General features: G+C 71.6%; 11 protein-coding genes. 9 read left to right on the top strand and 2 right to left on the bottom strand.

Annotation, left to right across the window (positions count from 1 at the left end; translation table 11 throughout):
• Window positions 1-415 precede the first annotated feature (415 nt).
• From JHN45_RS39815 to JHN45_RS39780, 8 genes are all read left to right on the top strand, one after another.
• Window positions 416-3,916 (top strand): FtsK/SpoIIIE domain-containing protein, encoded by a 3,501-nt coding sequence (locus JHN45_RS39815; RefSeq protein WP_201054361.1) that lies wholly within the window; start codon window positions 416-418, stop codon window positions 3,914-3,916.
• A gap of 155 nt (window positions 3,917-4,071) precedes the next feature.
• Window positions 4,072-5,457 (top strand): ABC transporter substrate-binding protein, encoded by a 1,386-nt coding sequence (locus JHN45_RS39810; protein ID WP_200714347.1) that lies wholly within the window; start codon window positions 4,072-4,074, stop codon window positions 5,455-5,457.
• Window positions 5,458-5,464: 7 nt separating this feature from the next.
• Entirely contained in the window at window positions 5,465-6,805 is a 1,341-nt protein-coding gene (locus tag JHN45_RS39805) for a carbohydrate ABC transporter permease (protein ID WP_201054360.1), read from the top strand.
• Window positions 6,802-7,710, top strand: a complete 909-nt coding sequence (locus JHN45_RS39800) for a carbohydrate ABC transporter permease (protein ID WP_019065997.1) — start codon at window positions 6,802-6,804, stop codon at window positions 7,708-7,710. The genes JHN45_RS39805 and JHN45_RS39800 overlap by 4 nt, the downstream gene beginning before the upstream one ends.
• Window positions 7,711-7,864: 154 nt before the next feature.
• Window positions 7,865-10,126, top strand: coding sequence for a bifunctional glycosyltransferase family 2 protein/CDP-glycerol:glycerophosphate glycerophosphotransferase (locus tag JHN45_RS39795; RefSeq protein WP_201054359.1), 2,262 nt, complete (start codon window positions 7,865-7,867; stop codon window positions 10,124-10,126).
• A gap of 150 nt (window positions 10,127-10,276) precedes the next feature.
• Entirely contained in the window at window positions 10,277-12,463 is a 2,187-nt protein-coding gene (locus JHN45_RS39790; protein WP_201054358.1) for a bifunctional glycosyltransferase/CDP-glycerol:glycerophosphate glycerophosphotransferase, read from the top strand.
• Window positions 12,464-12,470: 7 nt separating this feature from the next.
• Entirely contained in the window at window positions 12,471-14,696 is a 2,226-nt protein-coding gene (locus JHN45_RS39785; protein ID WP_201054357.1) for a bifunctional glycosyltransferase/CDP-glycerol:glycerophosphate glycerophosphotransferase, read from the top strand.
• Window positions 14,693-15,967 (top strand): hypothetical protein, encoded by a 1,275-nt coding sequence (locus JHN45_RS39780; RefSeq protein ID WP_200714341.1) that lies wholly within the window; start codon window positions 14,693-14,695, stop codon window positions 15,965-15,967. Before JHN45_RS39785 ends, JHN45_RS39780 begins: the two co-directional genes overlap by 4 nt.
• An 80-nt stretch (window positions 15,968-16,047) precedes the next feature.
• Here the strand turns inward: JHN45_RS39780 and JHN45_RS39775 are convergent, their stop codons facing one another.
• Window positions 16,048-16,461: an organic hydroperoxide resistance protein gene (locus JHN45_RS39775; RefSeq protein ID WP_200714340.1), complete on the bottom strand. Its 414-nt coding sequence runs from the start codon at window positions 16,459-16,461 to the stop codon at window positions 16,048-16,050.
• Between the two features lie 132 nt (window positions 16,462-16,593).
• On the opposite strand from JHN45_RS39775, the gene JHN45_RS39770 reads away from it, so the two are divergent.
• Window positions 16,594-17,067 (top strand): MarR family winged helix-turn-helix transcriptional regulator, encoded by a 474-nt coding sequence (locus JHN45_RS39770; RefSeq protein ID WP_201054356.1) that lies wholly within the window; start codon window positions 16,594-16,596, stop codon window positions 17,065-17,067.
• Here JHN45_RS39770 and JHN45_RS39765 read toward each other — a convergent pair.
• Window positions 17,027-18,757 carry a glycosyltransferase family 39 protein gene (locus tag JHN45_RS39765; protein ID WP_201054362.1) on the bottom strand — a complete coding sequence of 577 codons (1,731 nt, stop codon included), beginning with the start codon at window positions 18,755-18,757 and terminating at the stop codon, window positions 17,027-17,029. The genes JHN45_RS39770 and JHN45_RS39765 overlap by 41 nt on opposite strands.
• Window positions 18,758-19,051: the final 294 nt, after the last annotated feature.

The following is a 19,051-nucleotide window of genomic DNA, read 5'->3' as shown; positions in this document are numbered from 1 at the left end:
CTGGCGGGCCCGCCAGACGGTGCCCGTGGCGCCGCGTCCGAGCGGCTCCTCCAGGAGGTACTTGCTGCCTACCGGCCGCACGTCTGCGCTCCCTGCTGCTTGCCTGTGTTCCGGTCCACTGTAGTGCCGCCCCTCTTGGGGCTACCTACGTAAGCATTGCCGTACATGTTCGAAGGAAAGACGCTTACCCCGGTCTCCTGGTTGCCGAAGCCGGACATGACCGGTCTCACTCGATCACCGGTACGGCACTGGTCAGGCACTTTTGGGGACAGAGCTGACCAATCAAGATCACTTGCTGCCGGGCCCCGGGCGAGTTGTCAGTGGCAGGTGCGAGGATGCGTGCAGAACTGGCCGATGTGCTCGCGCGGGGTGGGGGAATATTCCGCGCCCGGGGCAGAAGGGACCGCTGACGGCGATGCAGATCCGGCTGACCGTCGTAGACCCGCTGGGGCCGCCCGCGCAGCCGCGGGGCCGCTCCGCGAGCTGCGACGTGCTGGTCACCGCGCCGGCGGGTACCGCCCTGGCCGCGGTGGCGTCGGCGCTGGCCTCGGCGGTCTCCGCCGACCCGGCCGCGTCCCCGCCCGAGCGGAGCCGTGAGTCCGGCGCCCCGATCGTGCTCTACGCGGGCGTGGAGCGCCTGGACACCCAGCGCTGCACGCTCGGCGAGCCCCCGCTGACGGACGGCGCGGTGCTGTCCCTGGGCGCCCCCGCCGAGCCCGAGGCGCACCCCGAGCTGGACGACGCCCCGACGCAGCTCCATGTCGTCGCGGGCCCGGACGCGGGCGGGGTGCATCTCCTGCACGGCGGCCAGATCCACATCGGCCGCTCCGCCGACGCCGACGTCCCGCTGGACGACCCGGACGTCTCCCGGCTGCACTGCGCGGTGACGGTCGACCCGGGCGGCCGGGTCTCGGTCGCCGACCTGGGCTCGACGAACGGCACCACGCTGGCGGGCGCGCGCGTGGGCACCCGCCCGGTGCGCTTCGCCCCGGGCGCGCTGCTCCGCATCGGCGAGTCGGCCCTGCGGCTGACCCCGTCCGGCGGCCCGGGAGCGCGCGCCGGTACGACACCGGACGGCGAGGGCCACGTGCGCGTGTCCCCCGGCACCCCCGCGGGCCCCCGCGCGCAGCCGCCCGTGGTGCCCGGCCAGGGCGCCGCCCCGAGCATCGAGCACCGCGCGGCCCACGACGGCGGGGACACCCACGCCGGCCGTTTCGGGGCGCTCGGCGAGGCCCTCGGCGAGGAGGACGGCGAGGAATCGTTCTCCGCGCGGACGACGACTTCCCGCGTCCCCCTGGACGACGGCTCCGGCGAGCACGGCGGACGCAAGGGCACCCCTCTCCGGGGCACCGATGTGCCGCAGGGTGTGCGCAGGCGCGGCGGCATCGGCAAGTGGGCGCGCCGCCTGACAGGCGGACGCGACGAGTCGACGGCCGAGGACGCCGAGTCGCCGTACGACGCCTCCTACGACGAGGAGGGCGCCGACGAGAGCGTGTCGCCCCCGCCCGTCGCCCTCCAGCAACCGGACATCTGGCCCGACCCGGCGGCCCTGCTGCTGACGGCCCTGGGCCCGGGCCCCCGCCTGTGGGAGCGCGCGCCCGGTCACCCCGAGGCGCTCACGGTGCGGCTCGGCACGGCGGACCGGACGACACCGGACGGCTCGGCGTTGCTGCCCGCGGTGCCGGTGACCTCCGGGCTGCGTGAGGTCGGCGCGCTGGGCCTGGCCGGTCCGCGCGCGCGGCTGGCGGGGCTCGCCCGGGCGGTGGTGGCCCAACTCGCCGCGCTGCACTCGCCCGACGCCCTGGAGATCGTGCTGATCAGCACGGACCGGGCGCGTTCTACGGCCGAGCGCACCGCCGAGTGGTCCTGGCTCGGCTGGCTGCCGCATCTGCGCCCCGGGCACGGCCAGGACTGCCGCCTCCTGCTGGCCTACGACCGCGAGCAGGCCACGGCCCGCACCGACGAACTGCTGCGCCGCCTGGAGGACCACGCCACGGACACGCATGGCGGGGGCGGGCCGAGGGCCACTTACGGGCACTCCTCCAACGCCGGTCGGCGTACTCCGGGGATCGGCGCGCAACGCGGTTCGACGGAGGGACGGTCGGGGGCTACCCCCTACCAGCCGGCCACGAGCGCCCCCACCGCGTACTCGATCACCGACGAGGCCCATCACGACCGCTCCGGCGCACCCGGCCCGTCGGGCACACCGCACGCCCTCGACGACCCGAGCTCCGGTGCCGCCCGGCCCCGTTCCACCGACGCGGCCGACTCCGCGCGCGGCGCCGCCCACCGCCCGTCCTGGGCCCGCGCCGACGACGGTGACGGCCGGGCGGACGGTTTCACGGGGCCGTACACCGTGCTCGTGGTGGACGGTGACCCCGGTGGGGCCGATGTGCGCGAGGCGGTGGCGCGGCTGGCGCACGAGGGGCCCCGTGCCGGTATCCACGTGGTGTGTCTCGCCGAGACGGAGTCGGCCTCGCCCGCGTCGCCGGTGACGGAGACGTACGAGGCGGCGTGCACGGCCGCGCCGACGTTCCGCGAGTGCGGGGCGGTCGCCCTGCTCAGTGGCGATGTCGCCACGGCGCTACGGCTGTTGCGGGTCCCGCACGACGGTACGGCGGCGTCCCGGACCGGCCAGGAGGCGCCGCGTCCCGGGCCCGTCGGCGAAGGCACCGTGGCCGCCGTGGACGCGGTCTCGCTCGCGTGGGCCGAGCGGTTCGCGCGGGCGCTGGCACCGCTCAGGGCGGACGGCGCGACGGGTGAGCGGCACGCGCGCGTGTCGGCGCCGTTGCCCCAATCGGCGCGGCTGCTGGACGAGTTGGGTCTTGCCCGGGCCACTCCGGCGTCGCTGCTGGCGCGTTGGGCGGACGCGGGGGACGACAAGGACGCGCTCGGCGGCCGGGCCTGGGCGGTGCTCGGGGCCGGACCGCGCGGGCCGGTCAGCGCGGATCTCGCCGCCGAGGGACCGCATCTGCTGATCGAGGGCCCGCCGGGCAGCGGCCGTACGGAGTCGCTGCGGGCGGTCGTCGCCTCGCTCGCGGCGGCCGAGCGGCCCGACCGGCTGGGCATCGTGCTGATAGACGGCCGGGACAGTGTCGGCGCGAGCGGGGGGCACGGCGAGGGCCTGCGGGTCTGCACGGACGTACCGCATGTCACCACGCACCTGACCGCCAACGACCCGGTGCGCATGCGGGAGTTCGCGCAGTCCCTGAGCGCGGAGCTGAAGCGGCGGGCCGAGCTGCTGGGCATGATCGGGTTCGCCGAGTGGCACTCGCGGCACGAGGTGTCGGGCCGGATCGTCGCGCAGCGGGGCACGTCCGGTGCCGGGGATCTGGAGAGTCCGACGAGTTCGACGATCCGGCTGCGCCCGGCGGCGGCCCGTCAACAGACCGAGGCGGCACCGCCGTTGCCCCGGCTCGTCGTGGTGGTCGACGACCTGGACGCCCTGGTGAAGCCGCCGTTGGGCTCGCCCGGCCGGCCCGCCGCCGGTTCGGTGATACGCGCGCTGGAGGCGGTGGCCCGCGAGGGCGAGCGGCTCGGCGTGCACTTGGTGGCCGCCGCCGCGCCGGACGCCCGTACGGCCGAGACGGAACCCGCCCGGCACGCCACGCTCCGCGTCACCCTCGACGCGACGACCCAGGGCCCGGAGGAACCGGCGCCCGGCCGCGGCCGGTTGACCCTTCCGGACGGCCGGAGCACGCCTTTCCAGGGCGGTCGGGTGACGGGCCGTATCCCGCGCACGGCGACGCTCCGCCCCACGGTCGTCCCGCTGGAGTGGCAGCGCATGGGCGACCCCCCGGCCCGCCGCCCGGTCCGCGAACTGGGCAACGGGCCGACGGACTTGGCGCTGCTGGCCAGCGCGCTGGAGCGGGCGACGCGTTCGGTGTCGGCGGCGGAGGTCCCGTCACTCCTCTGATCGTTCACAGGTCGCCCACACAACCCCACGTCACGACCCAATCACGATCGCGTACTTGACAGCGGACGCCATCTTGCCGCGTTCAAGTACCGGGCGTAGACCAGTGCGCACGGAAGCGTTCGAGCGTTCGACGAGGAACGAAGAACGGGGCAGTGATGCGCACTACGAGCAGCACCATCCGGACACGTAAAACCGTACGCACAGCGGCGGTTGTCGCCGCGGGGGCACTGGCGCTCTCGCTCACCGCCTGTGGCGGCAGCGACAACAAGAGCGACGGCGGCAAGTCGAGCACCCCTTCGGAGAGCACCGGCACGGTGACCCTCCCCAAGCTGAACGGCCAGAGCCTCGAAGTGGCCGCCGTGTGGACGGGTGCCGAGCAGAAGAACTTCAAGACGGTCCTCGCGGAGTTCGAGAAGCGCACGGGTGCCAAGGTCACCTTCGTGCCCGCGCAGGACCCGATCATCAACTTCCTCGGCTCGAAGATCGCGGGCGGCCAGCCGCCGGACGTCGCGATGCTCCCGCAGCCCGGCGCGATCAAACAGGCCGTCGACAAGAAGTGGGCCAAGCCCCTCGGGGCCGAGGCGCTCGCGGAGCTGCAGAAGAACTACTCGCAGGGCTGGCAGGACATCGGCAAGGTCGGCGGCAAGCAGTACGGCGTCTACTACAAGGCCGCCAACAAGTCGCTGATCTGGTACAACGCCAAGGTCTTCGAGAACGCGGGCGCCAAGGAGCCCAAGACCTGGCAGGACCTGCTGACCACCGCGCAGACGGTCTACGACTCCGGGGTCACCCCCTTCTCGATCGCGGGCGCGGACGGCTGGCCGCTCACCGACTGGTTCGAGAACGTCTATCTGTCGCAGGCCGGGCCGGAGAAGTACGACGAACTCGCCCAGCACAAGATCAAGTGGACGGACCCCTCCGTGAAGGAGGCGCTGACCACGCTGGCGCAGATCTGGGGCAAGAAGGCGTACATCGCGGGCGGTCAGAGCGGCGCGCTGCAGACCGAGTTCCCCGCGTCGGTCACCCAGACCTTCACCGGCGGCGACCAGCCGAAGTCCGCGATGGTCTACGAGGGCGACTTCGTGCAGGTCAACATCGGTGAGACCAAGGCGAAGGTGGGCACGGACGCCAAGGTGTTCCCGTTCCCGTCGGTGGGCTCGACCGCGCCGGTGGTCTCCGGTGGCGACGCGGCCGTCATCCTGAAGGACTCCAAGGCGGCCCAGGCACTGGCGACCTTCCTCGCCTCGCCGGACGCGGCGACGATCCAGGCGAAGCTCGGCGGCTATCTCTCCCCCAACAAGAACGTGCCGGACTCGGCCTACCCGAACGCGGTGCAGCGCACGATCGCCAAGTCGCTGATCGCGGCCGGTGACGACTTCCGCTTCGACATGTCCGACCAGGCCCCGCAGTCCTTCGGCGGTACCCCGGGCAAGGGCGAGTGGAAGGATCTCCAGGACTTCCTGAAGAACCCGACCGACATCGCGGGCACGCAGGCGCAGTTGGAGAAGGACGCGGCGGCGGCGTACGCGAGCGGGAGCTGAGCCGGCGATGGCATCGGCAGCGGCGGAGGCCCCCGGGGCCCCCGTCCCTCCCCGCAGTCGCAAGAGCGTGACCGGCACCCGCAGGACCGTGGCAGTGCTGTTCCTGCTGCCCGCCCTGGTGCTGCTCGGCGCGCTCGTGGTCTACCCGATCGGGTACTCGCTGGTCCGCAGCTTCGGCAACCAGGCCGGTGACGGCTTCGCCGGATTCGACAACTACAAGGCCCTGTTCACCGACGACGGCATCCGCACCGCCCTGAAGAACAACATCATCTGGGTCATCTTCGCGCCGACGGTCGCCACCGCCCTCGGCCTGATCTTCGCGGTGCTGACCGAACGGGTGCGCTGGGGAACGGCGTTCAAGCTGGTCGTCTTCATGCCGATGGCGATCTCGATGCTGGCCGCCGGCATCATCTTCCGGCTCGTCTACGACCAGGACCCGCACAAGGGCGTCGCCAACGCGGTCTGGGTCGGCATCCACGACACGTTCGTCTCGTCGTCGGCGTTCCCCAACGCCCACCCGGGCCGCGAGTCGCCACTGAAGGCGGACAAGGGCGGCTTCATCACCAGTACGACGGTCCACACCGGCCAGACCGTCACGCTCCCGCTGGTCGGCGTCGCCCCCGACCAGATGCCCGACAGCGCGAAGAAGGCCGTAGCCGCGAAGCCCGAGCCGGGGAAGATCACCGGCACGACATGGCAGGACTTCACCCGCGGCAAGGGCGTCGGCAAGCTCGGCGCGGTCGACCCGTCCGAGCTCGGCTACGGCGGAATGCGCGTCGAGGCCGTCAAGGACGGCAAGGTGGTCGCCTCGACCAAGGCCGCGGGCGACGGCACCTTCACCCTGCCCGCGAGCGCCGACGGGGCCCAACTGCGGCTCCCGGCAAGCAACTTCAAGGCGCCGTACAACGGCGTGGAGTGGCTGGGCCCGTCGCTGGTGACACCGGCCATCATCGGGTCGTACGTGTGGATGTGGGCCGGGTTCGCGATGGTGCTGATCGCGGCCGGACTCGCGGGCGTGCCAAGGGAGTTGCTGGAGGCGGCGCGGGTCGACGGCGCCAATGAGTGGCAGGTGTTCCGGCGGGTCACGGTGCCGCTCCTCGCACCGGTGCTCGCGGTCGTCGCCGTCACGCTGATGATCAATGTGCTGAAGATCTTCGACCTGGTCTTCATCATCGCCCCGGGCTCCTCGCAGGACGACGCCAACGTGCTCGCCCTTGAGCTGTACCGGAAGGGCTTCTCGGAGGGCCAGCCGGGTGTGGCCAGCGCCATCTCGGTGTTCCTGCTCCTGCTGGTGATCCCGGTGATGCTGTTCAACGTTCGCCGGCTGCGGCGGGAGGTGCGGCGATGACCACGGATGCCGGAACTCTGGGCAAGACAGGGCCTGTTGAGGTCGTCAAGGCGCGGGAGTCGCTCGGTGGGCGGCTCGCGGCGGCGGCGAGCGGCGGGCTGGTCCGGGTGTTCCTGATCCTCGTCGGCCTGTTCTGGCTGGTGCCGACGATCGGACTGCTGCTGTCCTCACTGCGCAGCCCGGAGGACATGAACGCGAGCGGCTGGTGGAAGGTCTTCAGCCAGCCCTCCCAACTCACCTTCCACAGCTACAAGACGCTCCTGGAGAACAGCGACATCACCAGCTCGCTGTGGAACACCGTCCTGATCACCGTCCCGGCGACGATCCTCGTCGTGGTGATCGGCGCGCTCGCGGGCTACGCGTTCGCGTGGATGGAGTTCCCGGGCCGCGACTGGTGGTTCCTGGGCGTGGTCAGCCTGTTGGTCGTACCGGTGCAGGTCGCGCTGATCCCGATCGCCGAACTCTTCGGAAAGATCGGCCTGTTCGGGACCATCTTCGGGGTGATCCTGTTCCATGTGGGGTACGGGCTGCCGTTCGCGGTGTTCCTGCTGCGGAACTTCTTCGCGGAGATCCCGCGAGAGTTGTTGGAGGCGGCCCGGCTGGACGGTGCGGGTGAACTGCGCCTGTTCGCACGCGTGGTGATGCCGCTCGGCGGGCCCGCGATCGCGAGCCTGGGCATCTTCCAGTTCCTGTGGGTGTGGAACGACATGCTGGTCGCGCTGGTGTTCACCAAGTCCAGCACGCAGCCGATCACGGTCGCACTGCAGACCCAGGTACGCCAGTTCGGCAACAACATCGACGTGCTGGCACCCGGTGCGTTCATCTCCATGGTGATCCCGCTGGCCGTGTTCTTCGCGTTCCAGCGGCAGTTCGTGTCCGGTGTCATGGCGGGCGCGGTCAAATAGCTATAAACCGCACATAGTTCAAGGGGTGGGCCGTCACCGGCCCGCCCCTTCGCGTTCACCGTGTGTCCCCCGTATGCCGTACGCGGCGTAACCAAGTCACTCCATCGGCCGTTCCCGGGCAGAACGCCCGCGCCGACCGACCCATGGATGTCCCTTGCCCAGGTTCAGTGTCATTGTCCCCGCGTACAAGGTCCAGGCGTACCTGCACGAATGCCTGGAATCGGTGCTCTCGCAGTCGTATCCCGATCTGGAGCTGATCGCGGTCGACGACTGCTCGCCGGACGCCTGCGGCGCGATCATCGACGAGTTCGCGGCCCGCGACGCCCGCGTACGCGCCGTCCACCTCCCCGAGAACCAAGGCCTCGGCCGCGCCCGCAACGCCGGTCTGGAACAGGCGACCGGCGACTATCTGGTCTTCCTCGACAGCGACGACACGCTCACGCCCGACGCACTGCGCTCGATCGCCGACCGCCTCAAGGAGACCGGCGAGCCCGACGTCCTCGTCTTCGACTACGCCCGCACCTACTGGTCCGGGGAGGCCCAACGCAACAAGGTCGCCGCCCAGTTGACCGAACAGGGCCCGGCCCCCTTCCGCCTGGAGGACCGCCCCGGGCTGCTGCGGGTCATCATGGTCGCCTGGAACAAGGCGTACCGACGGGAGTTCGTCGAGCGCGAGGGCTTCGCCTTCCCGCCCGGCTACTACGAGGACACCCCGTGGACCTACCCGGTGCTGATGGCGGCGGAGACGATCGCGACCCTCGACCGGGTCTGCGTCCACTACCGCCAGCGCCGCCAGGGCAACATCCTCGGCACCACCAGCCGTAAGCACTTCGACGTCTTCGACCAGTACGACCGGGTCTTCGCGTTCGTCGACGCGCGCCCCGAACTCGCCCAGTGGCGGCCGGTGTTGTTCCGCCGCATGGTCGACCACCTCGCGACGGTCTTCACCAAGCCGGACCGCCTCCCGCGCGGCACCCGCGCCGAGTTCCTGCGCAAGGCCCGTGCCCACTACCGCCGTTACCGCATCCCGGGAACCTCGGTCCCGCTGCGCACCCGGATGCGGCACACGTTCGTGCACTTCGGCGTGCACCGCACGTTCCGGGCCGTGCAGAAGGCGATGAGCTGGCGACGGCGAGCGGTGAAGCTCACCGCCAAGCTCCTGCGCAACCTCAAGGCGGCGGTCCTCCAGCTCCACTACCGCGTCCAACTCCGGCTCCCGCTGCGGGATCGTGCGGTGTTCGCCGCCTACTGGGGGCGCGGCCACAGCTGCAACCCGGGCGCGCTGGAGACCGCGTTCCGCACCCACGCCCCGCACATCCGCACCGCGTGGATCGCCCGCCCCGAGCACCACCACACGATCCCGGCCGCCACCCGCAGGCTGCGCCCGAACACCGTCTCCTACTGGACGGCGCTGGCCCGCTCCAAGTACCTGGTGAACAACGTCAACTTCGACCGCCGACTGGTCAAGCGCCCCGGCCAGGTGCTGATCCAGACCCAACACGGCACCCCCCTCAAGCACATGGGCCTCGACCTCCAGGAACGCCCGGCCGCCGCACGGGACATGGACTTCGGCGAACTCCTCAAGGGCGTCGACAAGTGGGACCACGTCCTGTCCCCCAACCGCCACACCACCCTGACCTGGGAGCGCGTCTACCCCGGCAGCTACACCACGCTCGCCTACGGCTACCCCCGCAACGACGTGTTCCAGCAGGCCACTTCGGCCGACGTGCACCGCCTGCGCGAGTCCCTCGGCATCCCGCAGGACGCGATCGCGCTGCTCTATGCCCCAACTCACCGCGACTACCGCCGAGTCCAGCGCGCGCACCTCGACCTGGACCGCGTCCTGCGCCGCCTCGGTCCGCGCTTCGTCGTGCTGGCCCGCGCCCACTACTGGCACGAGGGCCCGCTCGCGACGGCCGCGTCCGGCCGGATCATCGACGTCACCGACCACCCCAGCGTCGAATCGCTCTGCCTGGCCTCGGACGCGCTGGTCACCGACTACTCGTCCCTGATGTTCGACTACGCCAACCTCGACCGCCCGATCGTCATCCACGCCGACGACTGGGAGGCCTACGAGGCGGCCCGCGGCACCTACTTCGACCTGCGGGCCTTCCCGCCGGGCGCGGTCGCGCGCAGCGAGGACGAACTGATCGACATCTTCGCGACCGACCACTGGCGCGGCTCCCGCTCGGCCCAGCTGCGCGCCGCGTTCCGCGAGCGCTTCTGCCCCTACGACGACGGCCGCGCCGCCGAACGGGTCGTACGCCACGTGGTGTTGGGCGAGACCGACCTGCCCCCGGTCGTCCCGCTCGCCGACCGCCACCCGGTCCCGTCGGCCGCCGCGAGCCGCGCACACTCCCCCCTCACCACCGTGCCGCAGCCCACGGCGCCCCGGCCCGTCACCGACCGCCTCTGAACGCCGTTCCCGAACAGGGGAGTTCGCATGCCATCAAGCCCCTCGCGCCCGACCCCGACCAGGCCGTCGACATGGCGTCCGACCGGTCGCCCCGGCCACCGCGCGCACTGACCCGGAACCTCCCCTCCGGACCACTGGAGAAAGAACAGAATGCCCCGCTTCAGCATCATCGTCCCGTCCCACGGGGTCGCCGGCCGGCTCTCCCAGGCCCTGGACTCGGTCCTCGCGCAGTCCTACGGCGACTTCGAGCTGATCCCGGTCTGCGACGCCCCCGGCTCCCCGGCCGCCGACGTCGCCGACGCGCACGCCGGACGGGACTCCCGGGTGGCCCCGGTGCACTCACCACCCTCGGCGGGCCTGAGCGGGGCACGCAACACGGGCCTGCGGACGGCGACCGGCGCCTACGTCCTGTTCCTGGACGGCGACGACACCCTCGCCCCGGGCGCACTGGCCGCACTGGACGCCCGCCTCACGGAGACCGGTGACGTCGACGTCCTGTACGTCGAGCACGAGCGCACCCCGTGGTGGGAGGGCGAGCCCACCAACCCGGCGGCCCCGCTGCTGGCGAAGACCCCGGCCGGCGCCTTCTCCCCCGCCCAGGCACCGCAGTTGACGGGCGTTCAGCTCCCGGCCTGGAGCGCCGTCTACCGCCGGGCCTTCCTCACCGACAACCAACTCGCCTTCCCCGAGGGCCCGTTCACCGACCTCGGCTGGGGCGGCCTGGTCACCCTCGCCGCCGGGCGGGTGGCGGTGCTGCGCTCGGTGGTCGTACGGCATCTGCTGCGCCGGCAGGGCAGTCGGCTCAACCTGCCGGGCGCGCACCACCACCAACTCCTCGACCAGGTCGACATGGTGCTGACGCGCGCCGCCGGAAGTGATCTGTCCGCCGCCCTGTTCGAGCAGCTCTTCGCGGTGGTGCTGAAGACGGCGTCCCGGCCCGAGCGCCTCCCCTCCGGACACCGTGCCTTCTTCCGGCGGGCGGGGCGGCTGTACCGCACGCACCGGCCCGCCGGTTTCCGCGCGCCGGGCGGGAGTGTGGGCGTACAGCACCGGCTGCTGGCGTCGGGGGCGTACTCGGCGTTCCGGGCACTGCGCGGCGCCAACCGCTCGGCCTCGGAGGCGGCGGAGCGGGTCCCGCGCCCCCGGATGCTCCGCACCCGCCTGCGGTACGCCCGCGACCTGCGGCGCCCGCTCGACCCCAACCTGGCCGTCTACTGCGCCTATTGGGGCCGGGGCTACGCGTGCAGCCCCGCCGCGATCCACGCCAAGGCCGCCGAAATCGCCCCGCACATCCGCTCGGTGTTCCTGGTCGAGCCGGACGCGGTGGACGCCGTACCGAAGGGCGTCGAGCACGCCGTCATCGGCAGCCGGAAGTACTGGGAGGCGCTGGCGCGGGCCAAGTACCTCGTGAACAACGCCAACTTCGCCGAGGGCGTCGTCAAGCGGCGCGGCAGCGTGCACGTCCAGACCCAGCACGGCACCCCGCTGAAGAAGATGGGCGTCGACCAGTCGACGTACCCGGTGGTGGCCGCCGCGACCGGCAGCTTCGCCAAGTTGCTCGGCCGGGTGGACCGTTGGGACTACAACATCTCCTCCAACCGGCACTCCACGCAGATGTGGGAGCGCGCCTTCCCGGGCTCGTACGAGGCGCTGGAGTACGGCTATCCGCGCAACGACGTGTACTACTCGGCGACCGCCGATGAAGTAGCGCGTATTCGGCGGGAGTTGGGGGTCCCGGAGGGCAAGACGGCCGTCCTGTACGCGCCGACCCACCGCGACTACCAGACCGGCTTCGACACCGGGCTCGACCTGGAGGCGTTCTGCGCGGCGGCCGGCGATGACGTGGTCGTGCTGCTGCGCGCCCACTACTTCTACGACCAGGGCCGGGCGAAGAGCAGCGGCCGGATCATCGACGTGACCGGGCACCGCTCCTCCGAGGACGTGTGCCTGGCCGCCGACGCGCTGGTCACGGACTACTCGTCGATCATGTTCGACTACGCCAACCTCGACCGGCCGATCGTCGTGTACGCCGACGACTGGGACGTCTACCGCGAGACCCGGGGCGTCTACTTCGACCTCATGGAGGCCCCGCCGGGACCGGTCGCGCGGACCCCCGAGGAACTGGCCCAGGTGTTCCGCGACGGCTCGTACGCGGGTGCGGAGTCCACGTCCCTCCGGGCCGAATTCCGGTCCCGTTTCTGCGAGTTCGACGACGGACTGGCCGCCGAGCGGGTCGTACGCCGGGTGTTCCTCGGTGAGCCGCCGGAGGCGGTCCCGCCCGTGATCCCGCTCGCGGAGCGCGTCCCGGCCCCCGCCGCCACCCTCGTAAGGAGCTGAACCCGAAGTGCCCCGCTTCAGCGTCATCGTCCCCGTCTTCAAGGTGCAGGGCTTTCTGCGCGAGTGCCTCGACTCGGTCCTGGAGCAGTCCTACCGGGACATCGAGGTGATCGCCGTGAACGACTGCTCGCCGGACGGCTGCGGCGCGATCCTCGACGAGTACGCGGCCCGCGACCCACGCGTCCAGGTGCTGCACCTGCCCGAGAACGTCGGCCTCGGCCGCGCCCGCAACGCCGGAATGCCCCTGGCCACCGGCGACTTCCTCTTCTTCCTCGACAGCGACGACACCCTCACCCCGGGCGCCCTGCGCGCGATGGCCGACCGGCTCGACGCGAGCGGCGACCCGGACGTCCTGGTCTTCGACTACGCGCGCACCTACTGGTGGGGCGGCACCCGCCGCAACGTCCTCGCGCACGTCCTCACCGAGGTCGACGACACCTTCACGGTCGCCGAACACCCGGAGATCCTCGACCTGTTGATGGTCGTGTGGAACAAGGTGTACCGCCGCGAGTTCGTGCACAAGCACGCCTTCGAGTTCCCGCCGGGCTACTACGAGGACACGCCCTGGACGTTCCCGGTGCTGCTCAGCGCAGAGCGGATCGCCACCCTCGACCGGATCTGCCTCAACTACCGGCAGCGACGGCAGGGCAACATCCTCTCCACCACCAGCCGCAAGCACTTCGACATCCACGACCAGTACGAGCGGGTCTTCGCGTTCGTCGACTCCCGCCCGGAGCTGGCGAGTTGGCGCCCCTACCTGCACCGCAAGATGGGCGAGCACTGTCTCGACATCCTCGGCAAGCCGGACCGCCTGCCCCCGTCCGACAAGCCCGAGTTCTTCCGCCGCACGGCCGAACTGTTCGCCAAGCACAAGCCGGCGGCGGGGGCATCGGTGGACGCCGAAGTCCGTTGCCTGGAAGGCAGTTACGCGATGTACCGGGTCCGACGGCAGGCGGGAGGCGCCGGTCGACTGCTCGGACGACGGGCTCTGCAGGCGCGCAAGTCGGCGGCCGGGCGGGTCAAGAGCGGCTGGGGCGCGCTGCACGCCCGCCGGTCCCTCGACCCCAACCTCGTCGTGTATTCGGCCTTTTCGCATCGCGGGGTTCTCGGCGACCCGGCCGCCGTGTACTACAAGGCGCGCGAGATCGCGCCGCACCTGCGGGGCGTGTGGGTCGTGCAGGACGCGGAACAGGCCGCGTTGCTGCCGCCGGGCGTCGAGCACGTCCTCCTCAACACCCCGCGTTTTCATCAAGTCACCGCACGGGCGAAGTACTTCGTGAACAACGTCAACTGGCCCGGCACCCTCACCAAGCGCCCCGGCAGCATCCACATCCACACCCATCAGGGCACCCCGCTCAAGTACATGGCGGCCGACCTGCTGGACAAGCCCGGCGCCCGCTACGGCGTCGACGTGCCGCAGATGCTGCGCCGCGCCGACCGCTGGGACCACAGCCTGGTCGCCAACCGGCACTCGGAGCTGGTGTGGGAGCGGGCGTACCCGTGCCACTTCGCGTCGGCACGGACGGGGAGCCCGCGCAACGACGTCCTCGTCGGAGCAACTCCCGAGGCGCAGAAGGCCGTTCGGGAGCGGCTCGGGATCCCCGCGGGCCACACCGTCGTGCTGTACGCGCCGACCCGCCGCGAGTACGTGCGGAGCGGTCACGTCGACCGGCTCGACCTGGCCCGGTTCGCGGAGGATCTCGGCCCGGAGCACACCCTCGTCGTACGCCTGCATCCGTCGCTGGCGACCGGTCCCGCGCGGGGCATGGGGCTCGCTGATCTGCACCGGCGGGGTGTGCTGGTCGACGCGACCGACGAACCCTCTGTGGAAGACGTCATGTTGGCGTCCGACGCGCTGGTCACCGACTACTCGGCCCTGATGTTCGACTACGCCAACCTCGACCGGCCGATCGTCCTCCACACCGACGACCGGGAGGCGTACGCGGCCAGCCGGGGTACCTACTTCGACGTCACCGCCGCGCCACCGGGCCATGTGTCCGGTTCCTACCGGGAGTTGGCATGGCTGTTCGCGTCAGGTGCCTGGCGGGACGACGACTCGACGCGACTGCGGGCCGAATTCCGTTCGCGCTACTGCGAGTTCGACGACGGGAACGCCGCCGAGAGGGTCGTACGGACGCTGCTGCTGGGTGAGGACGGTCGGCAGCCGTCGGCCGGACCCGCCGCGCGAGTTCCCTCCCCCGCCGCCGGTCACGACCAGTTGGCGTCCTCATGAGGCCGCGTACCTGGGTGCTGGTGCTGGCCGCAGTGTTCGCGGTGCTCCAACTCGCCAATGTCACCGGCCGGGACACCCCCGACACCAAGAACTACCTGTCGTACGCGCTGAGTCTGAGCGGTGAGAGCAAGCGCGCGGCGGCGACCGTCACCATCGACTACTACTGCGCGAGCAGGGGGGACGTCGCGCGGCGCGACCAGAGCGTGAACGCGTTGAACTTCCACGGCAAGGACCCGGCCGCGCGGGTCGCGAAGAAGTGCCGGGCCGCCCAGTGGCGGGTGGTGGACGCGCAGGTGCGGGCCGGGAACAGCGGCGGGTTCATCACGCCGTTCATGCCCGAACGGTTCATGAGCATCTTCGAAGTACGGCCCGGATACCCGGTGTTCCTGGTCCCGTTCGTCACGCTGCTCGGGCCGGTGTGGGGGCTGTGGACGTCGAGTGTCGTCCTCACGGTCGCGGGCGGGATCCTCGTGTTCCTGATCCTGCGCACGCTGTCCGTGTCGGTGCCGCTCGCGCTGACCGGGCAGGCCCTCTACTACGTCCTGCCGTGCGGGACGACCGCGATGCGCCCGATGACCGAGGGTCTGATGATGGCCCTGACCCTGGCGGCGGTGTGGGGCTGCGCGCTGGTCGCGACGGGCCGCCGGACGCGCGCCGCGCTCGCCCTCGTCGGCGGTTCCCTGCTGCTCCTCTTCACCGTCAAGCACTCGCAGGCCCTGTTCCTCGGGCTGTGCCTGGCCGGTGCGGGCGCGCTGGTCGCCGTACGGCAGCGACAGCAGCGGCGGGCGTGGGCGGTGGTAGCGGGGCTCGGCGCGGCAGCGGCCGTAGGAACTCTGGTGTTGGCGGGGCTCCTGCACTATCCGTCGCAGACCGACAGCCTTCAGGATCTGCTGACCGATCACTACGCGCGTCCCGACCGTGCCCGGCTGTATCCCGAATTCCTGCACCTGGAAGCCGACTTCTGGCTGGAGTGGACGCGGCAGCAGCTGTGGCAGCCGGTGCTCGCGGCGGCGCTTGGTGCCGGTCTGTGGGGTGCGTCGCGGCGGCCGGTGTTCGGGGTGTTCCTGATCGGGGCCGCGTTCACCGGGATCCTCACGCAGGCCGCGCACCCGGACATCAGCGTGTGGGGCGGGCGGTTGATCGTGCTGGTGTGGCTGTTGCCGGTGGTGGGGGTGCCGTTGCTGCTGGAGAGTGCGGTGCGGGGGAAGGCCGTCGTCGCCGTGCCGGCGCAGGCGCCCGGTCTCGGGGAGCGGGCTCAACCGGTGCGGTGACGCGGGCGACCCCGGCGACGAGGTGATCGGCGCTCGTCGCCGGGGTCGTGGAAGCGTCGTACTCGACTAGTTCGTGTTGACTACTCGATGACGAGGTTGACCTCGATGTTGCCGCGGGTCGCGTTCGAGTAGGGGCAGACCTGGTGGGCGGTCTCGACCAGCTTGCGGCCGGTCTCCTCGTCCACGGTGTCGGGGAGCTCGATGCGCAGGGTCACCTTGAGGGCGAAACCCTCGCCCTGCTTGCCGATGCCGACCTCGGCGGTCACGGCCGCGTCGGAGACGTCGACCTTCGCCTGGCGGCCGACGGCGCCGAGGGCACTGCCGAAACAGGCGGCGTAACCGGCGGCGAACAGCTGCTCGGGGTTGGTGCCCTCGCCGTTGCCGCCCATCTCGACCGGGAAGCCGAGCTGAAGGTCGATCTTGCCGTCGTTGCTGACCGCGCGGCCGTCACGGCCGTGGGTGGCGGTGGCTACGGCGGTGTAGATCGCGTCCATTGGAAACCATCCCTCTCGGAAGTCCTGTGCGGGGGTGACCGGTCCGGGTGTCCGGACCGCCTCACGGCGATAATTAGAGCACACAATTCAATTGCACACAACTAAATGGCCCGCTAGCGCTATCCTGGAGCCATGACCACCACTCCCGCCGACACCCCCACCAGCGACTGGCTCCGCCTGGACCAGCAGATCTGCTTCTCCCTGAACGCCGCGTCCCGCGCCTTCGGCGGCGTCTACCGCGTGCTGCTCAAGGATCTCGGGCTCACCTACCCGCAGTACCTGGTGATGCTGGTGCTGTGGGAGCACGGCGAGCTGCCCGTCAAGAAGCTCGGCGAACACCTGCGGCTCGACTCCGGCACCCTGTCCCCGCTGCTCAAGCGGCTGGAGACGGCGGGTCTGGTACGGCGTGAGCGCAGCGCCCGCGACGAGCGCTCGGTGGAGGTACGGCTCACCGACGAGGGCGTCGCCCTGCGCGAACGCGCCCTCGACGTACCGCGCCGCATCCTCGGCGCGACCGGCTTCGACATCGACGAGATCCGCGCCCTGCGGGCACGGCTCGACGAACTCACCGGCGCGCTGGACTCGGCGGCGCTGGAGGAGGCGTGACCATGGGTTCGGGAGCCGGTCCGGCCTTGCGCTCCGGGGCAGGCATCACCATGTCCTGCGGGGGCATGCGGCGGATGTAGAGGGCCAGCTTCACGCGGCCGCTCACGTACTGCCGCCGACGCGCGAACTCCCCGTCCACGACGTCGAGTTTGACCCGGTCGACCGGGTCGCCGGGCACCCAGCGGGACGGCAGCAGATTCGACTGCGCGACGATCCACACCCGGTCCACACCGGCGAGCCTGGCCGCCAGCTCCGCCGGTGCCACCTCGCGCCCGCTCAGCGTTCCGGACCTCGCCCCCGACTCCGCCAGCGCCAGGTCCCGCGCCCCGGCGAACGGGCCCGGATACGCCGACGCCGTCACCCGCCAGAACGACGGCAGGAAGAGGACGGGGTCGCCGGGGCGCAGTTCACGGCCGGCCAGCGCGGAGACCACGGCGAGGTTCTCGGGGCGGTGCGCCGCCAGGCGATCGTTGCGGTAGGCGGGGAGGCCGTGGAGGAAGGGGACGGCCAGGGCCAGCGCGCCGGCGAGGGTGATGAGGCGGGTGCGGGCCAGCCGTTTCGGGGGGTGTGGTGAGTGACTCGGTGGGGGGCTCGCGGCTCCGGTCGTGCGGTCGACTCCCTTCAGCGGTGGGCGAGTTGGGGCTCCGGGGTGGTGACCGCGCGCGGTGGTTCCGGGGTGATGACCGCTCGCGGTCAGGGCTCCGACCAAGTGGGGACGGCGTTCGACCACAGCCACTCGGCCCGCCTCCTGGGCGACTTCCGGACGCAGGAGACCGGCCAGCCACAGCCGTCCCGCCATCCCCACCAGCCAGTCCGCCCCCGCCGCCACCAGCAGCGGCGCCCCCGCCAGCGCGTACAGCACATACCGCTCGTGGAACAGCGGCCGGAACTGCGACACCGTCAGCAGCAACACCGGCGGCACCACCAGCAACGGCAGCGCGACCGACGCGAGCCGTCCCGCGCCGAGTCCCAGCAGGATCAGCAGGACCGAGGTCCAGAAGACGGCACCGGCCGGGGTGACGGACAGGAAACCGCGGGCCAGCCGCTCGGTCGTGTCCCAGTCGGGCACCCGCAGCCACGCCACCTGCCCCGACTGCCGCTGGGACACCCACGCCAACGGCAGCAGGACCCCCACCGCCGCGCCCGCCGCACGCCCCCAGCCGGCCCACACCGCCCTGGGCACCCGCGCCGCCAGCAGCGTCAACGCGTGCGCGCAGAGCACCAGTAGGGCGAACTCGTGCAGCAGAAAGGTCACGGCGAGGACAGTGCCGTAGCCCCACCAGGACCGGCCCTCCAGCGCCCGCACGAGGAGCAGCGTCGCCCCGGTGACCCCGGCCGCGACGAGGGCGTACGACCGGCCTTCCTGGGCGTAGTGGCCGACGAGGGGGGTGATCGCGTAGAGCAGACCGGCCCAGAGGCCGACGCGGGGGCGGGCCAGGCGGACGCCGAGGGCCGCGACCAGGCCCGCCGTCGCCGCCGCGCCGCACACCGACGGCAGGCGCAGGGCCACCTCGCCGGGATGGACGGCGAGGACGGCGTGCAGGAGCAGGTAGTACAGGCCGTGCACCGCGTCGACGCCGTGCAGCAGCCGCCAGATCTGCGGCACCGTGCGCCGTCCCACCAGGAACGTGACGCCCTCGTCGCCCCACATGCCGCCGCGGTCGAGCCCCCACAGCCCCAGCGCGAGCATGACGGCCACCGGCACGACGACGGCCACGACCTCCGCACGCGTCCGTCGCCCGGGGCCGTACGCGCACTCACTCTCGCCTTGGCTTTCCACCTGGCCGATTTTGTACTGTAAGCAGGCTCTTACCAACGATTGACGGTGTATTAGCATTCATGCGGCATTCACCCGGCTTACGATCCGCCATGATGAACGCCGTCCGCAGACACCGCCTCCTCGCCCTCACGCTCGCCTGGCTCGCCACGCGCGCCGGGATGCTGCTCCTCCTCGCGTACAACGGCCTGCCCCAGCTCGGCCGGG

Origin of the sequence: Streptomyces sp. MBT53, from assembly GCF_016654115.1 — a bacterium.
Taxonomy (GTDB): domain Bacteria; phylum Actinomycetota; class Actinomycetes; order Streptomycetales; family Streptomycetaceae; genus Streptomyces.
The sequence above is the reverse complement of the archived record's forward strand: the minus strand, read 5'-3'. Positions and strand labels throughout refer to the sequence as shown.

What these genes read in the sequence shown, in the direction of transcription:
- JHN45_RS39815 (WP_201054361.1), top strand. Translation starts at nt 416, where the DNA reads ATGCAGATCCGGCTGACCGTCGTAGACCCGCTGGGGCCGCCCGCGCAG.
- JHN45_RS39810 (WP_200714347.1), top strand. Translation starts at nt 4,072, where the DNA reads ATGCGCACTACGAGCAGCACCATCCGGACACGTAAAACCGTACGCACA.
- JHN45_RS39805 (WP_201054360.1), top strand. Translation starts at nt 5,465, where the DNA reads ATGGCATCGGCAGCGGCGGAGGCCCCCGGGGCCCCCGTCCCTCCCCGC.
- JHN45_RS39800 (WP_019065997.1), top strand. Translation starts at nt 6,802, where the DNA reads ATGACCACGGATGCCGGAACTCTGGGCAAGACAGGGCCTGTTGAGGTC.
- JHN45_RS39790 (WP_201054358.1), top strand. Translation starts at nt 10,277, where the DNA reads ATGCCCCGCTTCAGCATCATCGTCCCGTCCCACGGGGTCGCCGGCCGG.
- JHN45_RS39780 (WP_200714341.1), top strand. Translation starts at nt 14,693, where the DNA reads ATGAGGCCGCGTACCTGGGTGCTGGTGCTGGCCGCAGTGTTCGCGGTG.
- JHN45_RS39775 (WP_200714340.1), bottom strand. Translation starts at nt 16,461, where the DNA reads ATGGACGCGATCTACACCGCCGTAGCCACCGCCACCCACGGCCGTGAC.
- JHN45_RS39770 (WP_201054356.1), top strand. Translation starts at nt 16,594, where the DNA reads ATGACCACCACTCCCGCCGACACCCCCACCAGCGACTGGCTCCGCCTG.
- JHN45_RS39765 (WP_201054362.1), bottom strand. Translation starts at nt 18,757, where the DNA reads ATGCTCGCGCTGGGGCTGTGGGGGCTCGACCGCGGCGGCATGTGGGGC.